The 9,871-nt window shown below is 74.0% G+C and carries 2 protein-coding genes; both read right to left on the reverse strand.

The features are described from left to right. Positions 1-8: 8 nt before the first annotated feature. Entirely contained in the window at positions 9-7,175 is a 7,167-nt protein-coding gene (locus tag ACWEKM_RS25285; RefSeq protein ID WP_451623499.1) for an amino acid adenylation domain-containing protein, read from the reverse strand. Continuing rightward, a partial coding sequence (locus tag ACWEKM_RS25290; protein ID WP_451623500.1) for a condensation domain-containing protein occupies positions 7,172-9,871 on the reverse strand: 2,700 nt, incomplete at its 5' end. The genes ACWEKM_RS25285 and ACWEKM_RS25290, both read right to left, overlap by 4 nt.

Below are 9,871 nucleotides of genomic sequence, written 5' to 3' on the forward strand. Positions count from 1 at the left end.
TCAGCTCCTCACTCGCCGCGGAGTCGGTCCGCGACCACACGGCCGATCCGGGAGATCGGCTCGGGACGGGTCATCTCGTCGTGGCCGCAGGCGACTTCGTGGATCTCAAGCCGCCCCGTCACATGTGCCTGCCAGGACTCCACGCGCGGTGCCGCTGCGTCACGGCCCTCGGTGGCGAGGAAATACAGCACGTCGCCGCGGAACTCGCCGGGCCGCAGCGCGTCGCCGACGGCCTGGTTGTTCGCGGCGACCCGTTCGATCGCCGCGACGTGCCGGGCCTCCAGGCCGGCCAGGGCCGTCTCGCCGCCGCTGAGCAGCTTGGCCACGGCGGCGTGGTCCAGCCCGGTTGCGCCCTCGGCGGGCGCCTGGCCGGTGAGCGAGGCGAGTTCGCGCAGGAACTCCTCGCCCTGGAACTGAGCGCGCCGGCGCCCGGTCGGGTAGGCGTCCAGCAGGGCCAGCAGCGCGACCTCCTCGCCCTCGGCCTGCAGCCTGGTGGCCATCAGGTGCGCCACCAGCCCGCCGAACGACCAGCCCAGCAGGTGGTACGGGCCCGTGGGCTGGACGCTGCGGAGCTGCGCCAGGTAGTCCTCGGCCATCTCCTCGGGTCCTGCGGGCAGTTCGCCCTGTCCGGTCAGCCCGCGGGCCTGGAGCGCGTAGAGCGGCCGGTCGCGTTCCAGGGCGGGGACGAGACCGGAGTACACCCAGCCGAGGCCGAGCCCGGGGTGCACACAGAACAGCGGCGGCAGGTCACCGCCGGTGCGCAGCGGCAGCAGGACGTCCAGCGCGTCGTCGAGGGTGTCGGAGCCGAGCCGGGGTTCGAGGCGGGCGACCGTCGGAGCCTCGAAGAGGGTGCGGATCGTGAGGTCAGCGCCGAGCGTCTCACGGATCCGGCCGGCCAGCCGCAGGATCAGCAGGGAGTGCCCGCCCAGTTCGAAGAAGTCGTCGTCCAGGCCGACCAGTTCGGCCCCGAGCACCTCGGCGAACAGCCGGCACAGCAGTTCCTCGCGTGCGGTGCGCGGCGCCCGGTACGCCCGCTCGGAGCCGAAGCCGGGCTTGGGCAGCGCGGGCACGTCCAGCTTGCCGTGGTGGGTCAGCGGCAGCTCGTCCAGGGCGACGAACCCGGCCGGGACCATGTAGTCCGGCACCGACTCGGCGACCAGGGTGCGCAGTTCCTCCGCCTCGGGCACCGGGTCGCCGGTGAGGTAGGCGACCAGCCGCTGGTCGCCCGGGGTGTCCTCGCGCAGCACCACCGCGGCCCGCCGCACCCCCGGGTGCCGGGCGAGCACGGCCTCCACCTCGCCGGTCTCGATGCGGAAGCCGCGCAGCTTGACCTGCCCGTCGGCGCGGCCCGCGTAGACGAGCTGCCCCTCGCGGTTCCAGTGGGCCAGGTCACCGGTGCGGTACATCCGCTCCCCCGGCGTGCCGAACGGGTCGGCGACGAAGCGCTCGGCGGTGAGCGCGGCCCGGTCCAGGTAGCCGCGCGCCAGGCTGCGGCCCGCGATGTACAGCTCGCCCCGCACGCCCGCCGGCACCGGGCGCAGCCAGGCGTCGAGCACATACGCGCGGGTGCCGGCGAAGGGGCGTCCGATCGGCACCGGCCCGTCGGGCAGGTCCGCGCCCGGCTCGATGCGGTACTGGGTGCAGTTGACGGTGGCCTCGGTCGGTCCGTAGACGTTCAGCACGGTGGTGCCGGGGCGGCGGGTGCGGAACCCGGCGACCGCCTCCGCGCCCAACGCCTCGCCGCCCAGGAGGAGTTCACCGGAGGGCGTGTGTGCCTCGGGGAGCGTGGCGAGCAGCGGCAGATGGCTCGGGGTGGCCTTCAGGAAGGTGATGCCGGTGCCGGGATCCGGCGCGTCGTCGAGCGCGGCGAGCCGGACCTGGCCGCCGGTGACCAGCGGCGTGTACAGGGCGGTCACGGTCAGGTCGAAGGTGACCGGGGAGTGCAGCAGCGCGGCCCCGGCGGCGCTCGGGTAGGAGGCCGACGCCCAGCTCAGGTAGTCGGTGACCGAGCGGTGTTCGACCACCACGCCCTTGGGGCGGCCGGTGGAGCCCGAGGTGTAGATGAGGTAGGCGGGGTGCGCCTGCGTCAGCGGGGCGAGCCGATCGGTGTCGGTGAGGTCGGCGCCGCTCGGCCCGGTGAACAGCATGACGGTCGCCGAGTTGTCGGCCTGTTCGTGCCCCTCGCCGGCCGCCAGGGCGGCCAGGGTGCCGAGGTCGTCGAGCGAGTCGATCTCGTCGAGCAGCAGCCTCGGGGTGCCGTCGGCCGGCAGACCCGATGCGGTGCCCGACTCGGTGACCACGAGCACGGGGCGGGCGTCGGAGAGGACGAACCGGGTGCGCTGCACCGGGTGTTCCGGGTCGAGCGGTACGTAGGCGGCGCCGGACTTGACCACCGCGAGCAGGGCGACGACCAGGTCGGCCGAGCGGGGCAGGCAGACCGCGACCGTCTTCTCGGGCCCGGCGCCGCGCGCCACCAGCCTGCGGGCGAGCCGGTTCGCGCGGGAGTTCAGCTCCTCGTAGGTCAGGTGCTCCGCGGCGGTGCTGACGGCGGTGTGCCCCGGGGTGCGCCGCACCTGGGCCTCGAACAGCTCGGGCAGGGTGCCCGTCGGGACGCTGCCGGTGCCGCCGTCGCCGTGGGCCAGCAGTGCGTCGCGCTCCTCGCCGGTGAGCACGTCGAGGGTGTGCACGGGGGTGTCGGGGTGGTCGGTGGCCGCGGTGAGCAGGGTGGCCAGGCGTGCCGCGAACCGCTCGGCGGTGGCCGGGTCGAACAGCTCCGTGTTGAACTGCAGCACCCCGTCGATGCCGTCCGGGGTGCCTGCGGCGTCGAAGCGCTCCCCGAGATGCGCGGCCAGGTCGAACTTGGCGACCTCGGAGTCGGCGGCGTACGGGCTGGTCGTGGTGGCGTCGAGGCGGAAGTCGGCCTCGGCGTTGTTGTGCACCGAGACCAGCACCTGGAACAGCGGGTGCCGGGCCAGCGACCGGGTCGGGTTGAGCACCTCGACCAGGCGCTCGAACGGCAGGTCCTGGTGCGCGTACGCGGCGAGGTCCGTCTCCCGTACCCGGGCGACCAGTTCGCGGAAGGTGGGGGTGCCGGAGGTGTCGGTGCGCAGCACCAGGGTGTTGACGAAGAAGCCGACGAGGTCGTCGAGGGCGTCGTCGGTGCGCCCGGCGACCGGGGTGCCGACCGGGATGTCGGTGCCGGCGCCCTCCGCGGTGAGCATGGCGGCGAAGCCCGCCTGGAGCACCATGAACATGCTGGCCCGGGTGGAGTGGGCGAGCCGGGCGAGCCGGGCGTGCAACCGGGCGTCCAGGGTGAAACGGACGCCGTCGCCGCGGTTGCCGAGCACCGCCGGGCGCGGCCGGTCCAGCGGCAGCTCCAGCTGGTCGGGCAGCCCGGCCAGGGCGCGCTTCCAGTAGGCGATCTGCTGGGCGGCGACACTGCGTTCGTCCGTCTCGTCGCCGAGGAGGTCGCGCTGCCAGAGCGCGAAGTCCGCGTACTGGACGGGCAGCGGCTCCAGGCGTGGGGCCGAGCCCTGCCTGCGGGCCGCGTAGGCGGCGGCGAAGTCGCGGGCCAGCGGCGCCATCGACCAGCCGTCGGTGGCGATGTGGTGGATCACCAGCAGCAGTACGTGCTCTTCGGGTCCGGTGCTGAACAGCGAGGCGCGCAAGGGGAGTTCGCGGGTCAGGTCGAAGCCGCGGGCGGCCTCGGCGGCGATCAGCCGGTCCAGCTCGTCCGGGTCGGCGGAGACGAAGCCGAACACGCTCCGGCCGCGTTCGAGCGCCAGCACCTCCTGGCGGGGCTCGCCGTCGGTGGCGGGGAAGACGGTGCGCAGCGACTCGTGCCGCTCCGACAGGTCGGCGAGCGCGGTGTTGAGGGCCGCCCGGTCGACGGTGCCGTGCAGGCGGATCGCGAGCGGGATGTTGTACGTCGCGCTCGGGCCCTCCATGCGGTTGAGGAACCACAGCCGCCGCTGGGCGAAGGACAGCGGCACGGTCTCGGGCCGCTCGACGGCGCGCAGCGGCGGGCGGGCGCCGCCGGCGGCGACGACCCGCTGGGCCAGCTCGGCCGGGCTGGGTGCCTCGAACAGGGCGCGGATGGCCAGCTCCACACCGAAGTCGGAGCGGACCCGGCTGACCAGGCGGGTGGCGAGCAGCGAGTGTCCGCCGAGCGAGAAGAAGCTGTCCTCCACGCCGACCGCGTCCAGGCCGAGAACGTCGGCGAAGAGCGCGCAGAGCGCCTCCTCCTCCGGCGTGCTCGGGGCCCGGCCGCCGCCGGTGGCGGCGGTCTCGGGTGCGGGCAGGGCCTTGCGGTCGACCTTGCCGTTGGGGGTGAGCGGGAACTCGTCCAGGACGGCGATGGCGGACGGCACCATGAACTCGGGCAGTACGGCGCCGATGTGCGCGCGCAGTTCCTCGGGTTCGGGACGCCGCTCGCCTGCGGTGCGCACATAGCCGACGATGCGCTTGTCGCCCGGCTCGTCCTCGCGGACGACGACCACCGCGTGGCCGACGCTGTCGTGCCCGACGAGCACCGACTCGATCTCGCCCAGCTCGACCCGGAAGCCGCGGACCTTGACCTGGTTGTCGGCGCGGCCGACGAACTCCAGCTGGCCGTCGGACCGTCGGCGGCCGAGGTCGCCGGAGCGGTACAGGCGGGCGCCGGGCGGGCCGAACGGGTCGGCGACGAACCGCTGGGCGGTGAGCGCGGGCCGCTGGTGGTAGCCGCGGGCGAGACCGGGACCGGAGAGGTACATCTCGCCGACGGAGCCGGCGGGCACCGGGCGCAGCCAGCGGTCCAGCAGATACACCCGCGCGTTGACGAAGGGGTGCCCGATGGGCGGGGTGCCGCCGGCGGAGAGCGGACCGCTCATGGTGGCGCCGACGGTGGTCTCGGTGGGCCCGTAGCCGTTGAGCAGGCGCCGGCCGGGGGCCCAGCGGGCGACCAGCTCGGGGGTGCAGGCGTCGCCGGTGGAGACCAGGGTGGCCCCGGCGAGGATGTCCTCCTCCGCCGGGAGCAAGGCCAGCGCCACCGGGGGCAGCGTGGCATGGGTGATCCGGTGGCGGCGGACCAGGGCGGCCAACGGGTCGCCGGGCAGCAGTTCGTCGGCGGGGGCGAGGACCAGGGCGGCACCGGACAGCAGGCCCATGGAGATGTCCCAGAAGCCCGCGTCGAAGCTGACCGAGGCGAACTGCAGGACCCGGCTGCCGGGGCCGGGCTGGACGGCCGCGGCCTGGGTGGCGACCAGGCTGGCCAGGCCGTGGTGCGCGACCACGACGCCCTTGGGGCGGCCGGTGGAGCCCGAGGTGTAGATGATGTACATCGGGTGCGCGGTGGTCAGCGGCGCGCGGCGCTCGGCGTCGGTGACCGCCGAGGAGTCCTGGGTGCGCAGTTCGTCCGCGGTGCCGGGTGCGTCCAGGACGAGCCGGGGCACCTCGGGTGCCAGGACGTCCAGGAGCGCGGCGGTCTCGGTGGTGGCGATCAGCAGTCCGGGCCGGGCGTCCTCCATCATGAAGGAGAGGCGGTCCACCGGGTATTCGGGGTCGAGCGGCAGATAGGCGGCGCCGGCCTTGATGACCGCCCACAGCGCGACGATCAGGTCGATGGAGCGCGGTACCGACACGGCGATGAACTGCTCGGGTGCGGCGCCGAGTTCGATCAGCCTGCGGGCCAGCCGGTTGGCCCGCTCGTCCAGTTCGCGGTACGAGACGGTGGTGTCGCCGTGGAGCAGCGCGGGCGCGTCGGGCGCGGCGGCGACCCGGGCCTCGAACAGTTCGGGCAGGGTGGCCGGGGTGACGCCGGTGTCGGCGGCGCCGTCGTTGTTGTCGGGGTAGCCGCGCAGCAGCCGGCCGCGTTCGGCCGGGGAGAGCAGGTCGAGGCGGCCGACGGTCTGCCCGGGGTCGGCGGCGACGGCGGTGAGCATCCGTTCCAGCCGGTCGAGCACGGCGCGGGCGGCCGTCTCGTCGAAGAGATCGGGGGCGTAGCACAGGCGCAGCTGCAGGTCCTCACCCATCAGCCCGGCGGCGAGGTTGAGCGGGTAGTGCGCGCCGTCGCGGCCGTCCACCCCGCTGAACCGGACGCCGCCCACGACGAGTTGCTCGGTGGTCGGGTCGACGGGGTAGTTCTGGTAGACGAGCGTGGTGTCGAACAGCTCCTGGTGCCCGGAGAGCTGCTGCACATCGCTGAGCCGGACGTGCTGGTGGGCGAGGAGTGCGCTCTGCTCGGCCTGTAGCCGGGTCAGTGCCTGCGCGAGCGTCTCCTCGGGCCGGAACCTGATGCGCACCGGCAGGGTGTTGATGAACAGGCCCACCATGGTGTCGACACCGGGGATGTCCGGCGGCCGTCCGGAGACGATGGCGCCGAAGACGACGTCGTCTCGGCCGGTGAGCGCGGTGAGCAGCAGTCCCCATACGCCCTGGACGACCGTGTTGACGGTCAGCGAGTGGCCGCGGGCGAGGCGGAGCAGGCCCTCGGTGATCGCCGTCGGTACCTGGTGCCGCAGCCAGCCGGGCCGCACCAGTTCCCGGCCCCGGTGCACGGGGGCGACCAGGGTCGGTTCGTCGATGTCGGCGAGGGCCCCGGTCCATGCCTCGCGCGCCGCCTGCGGGTCCTGTGCGGCGAGCCAGGCCAGGTAGTCGCGGTACGGGGTGACGGGGCGCAGCACCGAGGGGTCGCCCTGGCTGCCGTAGAGGTCGAACAGCTCGCGGACGAGGACCGGCACCGACCAGCCGTCCAGCAGGATGTGGTGCTTGGTCAGCATCAGCCGGAACCGCTCCGGGCCGAGCCGGAAGACGGTGAAGCGCAGCAGCGGCGGGCGGGCCAGGTCGAAGCCGAGGGCCCGGTCCTCGTCGGCGCGGCGGGCGAGTTCGGCGGTGCGACGGTCCTCGTCGAGGCCGCTCAGGTCGACCTGGGCCCAGGGCACCCGGACCTTGCTGTGCACGAGTTGGAGCGGCCCGGCCGAGCGGTCGCGCCGGAAACCGACCCGCAGATTGGCGTGGCGCTGGAGCAGGACCCGCGCGGCCCGGTGCAGGGCCCTGACGTCCAGGGGGCCTTCGAGGTCCAGGAGGAGCTGGTGGACGTAGAGGTCCGGTCCGTCCTCGTCGTAGAGGGCCTGGAAGAGCATGCCCTCCTGAAGTGGCGAGAGGGGGAGGATGTCCTCCACCGCGGGCTTGCTCACTTGGCCATCTCCCATTCGTCCGAGAAGTCGTCCTCGTCGTCCCAGTCGTCCGCGTCGAGGGGCTCGACGCTCGCGGTGACGGCGTCGAGTTCGTCCTGGCTGAGGCGGACCAGTGAGAGGTCCGAGGGGGTGAGTCCGCCGATGCCCTGGCGCCCGGCGTGGGCCGCGAGAGCCCGCACGGCACGCGAGAAGCAGGCACTGAGATCGCGTACGTCCGCTTCCCGCAGCAGGGTCTGCGGCCACGACCAGACGAGCAGCAGCCTCGGCCCGTCCGGGTGGTCCTCGGTCATCGCGTTGACGGCGAGGGCGTGGGTCAGCGGGGTCTGCGGGTCGGGGCGGCCACCGGAGAGGTCGGCGCCGCCGACCATCTCCGGGTCGGCGACCGGCGTCCAGGGCGCGGCCTCGCCGGGGCCCGCCGCGGCGGACCTGCCGAGGTAGTTGAAGCTGATCTGCGGGCCGATCAGGTCGCTGAGCACGTCCCGGGTGCCGTGGTTGAGGTAGCGCAGCAGCCCGAAGCCGATGCCGTTGTCGGGCAGTGCCCGCAGCTGCTCCTTGATCCGCTTGAGTGCCGCGCCGACCTCCGGGCCGCCCTGCTCCAGGGCGGCCGGATCGCTGGTGCCCGGGTCGAGACGCACCGGGTGGAGGCTGGTGAACCAGCCCACCGTGCGGGACAGGTCGACCCCCTCGACGAGGTCCTCGCGGCCGTGCCCCTCCAGGTCGACGAGTACGTCGCTCTCGGCCTCCTCGTCCCGGTCGGCCCGCCAGTCGGCGACGGCCAGGGCGAGCGCGGTGAGCAGGACATCGTTCACGCCCGCGTGGTAGGCGGCGGGCAGGGACGTCAGCAGCGGCCTGACGTGTTCGGCCGGCTCGGTGGTGGTCAGGAAGCGCATCGTCTCGAAGACGTCCTGGCCGGGATCGAGCGGACGGTCGCCGAGCAGTTCGTCCGGGAACTCCAGCATCTCCTCCCACAGCGGGAGTTCGGCCTCGCGCTGCGGGGTGTGGGCCAGCTCGATCAGGTGCTCGGCCCAGCGCCGCAGCGAGGTTCCGGTCGGCTGTGGCTCCGGCTTCTTGCCGTCGGCGAGGGCCTCGCAGGCGGCGGCGAGGTCGGGCACCAGAATCTGCCAGGAGACGGTGTCCACGACCAGGTGGTGGGCGACGAGCAGCAGCCGCCCCGGCTGTCCGGGCCCGGCGTCGAACCACACCGCCTGGACCATCCTGCCCTCGTCGGGGTTGATCCGGGCCCAGGCGGCCTCGCTCTGGTGCGAGGTGAGCGCCCGCAGTGCGGCGGCGTCGCAGCCGGTCGCGTCGACGCGCAGCACCAGTTCACCGGCGTCGACCGTGCCGCGCTCGGGGACTTCGAGGCGCCACTGGCCGGTCTCCCGGATGAGCCGCATCCGCAGGGCGTCATGGTGGTCGAGCACCGCCCGCAGGGCCTCGACGAGCCGCTCCTCGGTGAGGTCGGCCGGTGCCCGCAGCAGCGTCGACTGGTTGAACTTGGCGATGGGGCCGCCGCGTTGGCGCAGCCAGTGGACGGTCGGGGTGAGCGGGATTTCCCCGATGCCGAGGTCGGGGCCCTCGCCGACGACCTGGTCCAGGCTGCCGGCGACGGCGGCGAGCGCGGCGACGGTGCGGTGCTCGAAGACCTGCCGCGGGGTGATGACCAGGCCCTGCTGCCGGGCGCGGCTGACCAGTTGGATGGAGAGGATGCTGTCGCCGCCGAGGTCGAAGAAGCTGTCGTCGAAGCCGACCGCGTCCAGGTTCAGCAGGTCCCGGAACAGCCCGCGCAGCGTCTCCTCGCCGGTGTCGCGCGCCTCGCGCCCGTCGCCTCCGGTGGACAGGTCCGGCGCGGGCAGCGCCTTGCGGTCCAGCTTGCCGTTCGGGGTCAGCGGGAACGCGTCGAGCACCAGGACGGCCGCCGGGACCATGTAGTCGGGAAGTTCCGCGGCCACCCGGGCCCGCAGCTCGGCGGGGTCCACGGCCGGGATCGCGCCCGCGACCGGCTGCCCGGCGGTCGGCTCGTCGGCGGGGGCGCTCGGCACCACGTAGCCGACGAGGCGGCGCACGCCCGGCTGGTCCTCGCGCACCAGCACGGCCGCCTGGCCGACGCCCTCGTGGGCGGCGAGGACCGCCTCGACCTCACCGGGCTCGATACGGAAGCCGCGGATCTTGACCTGGTCGTCGGCCCGGCCCACATAGTCCAGCTGCCCGTCGCGGCGCCACCGCACCAGGTCGCCGGTGCGGTACATCCGCTCGCCCGGCCCGCCGAACGGGCAGGCCACGAACCGTTCCGCGGTCAGCGCGGCACGGCCCAGATAGCCGCGGGCCAGCGAGGCACCGGCCACATACAGTTCCCCGGTGACGCCCGAGGGCACCGGGCGCAGCCGCGCGTCCAGGACGAACAGCCGGCCGCCGAGCACCGGACGGCCGATCGGCACCGCCCCGCCCGCGGTCAGGGCTTCGCTCATGGAGGCGCAGACGGTGGTCTCGGTGGGCCCGTAGGCGTTGATCAGGCTACGGCCGACCGACCAGCGGTCGGCAACCTCACCGGCCAGCGCCTCACCCGCCGAGACCAGAGTGCCCCCCGGCAACAAACCCTCGTCGGCCTCCATCGCCGCCAGCACCACCGGCGGCAGCGTCGCATGCGTGACACCGTACGTCTTCAGAGTCCCGGCCAACGGCTCACCCGGCTGAAGACC

It is taken from the genome of Streptomyces sp. NPDC004752, assembly GCF_053601275.1.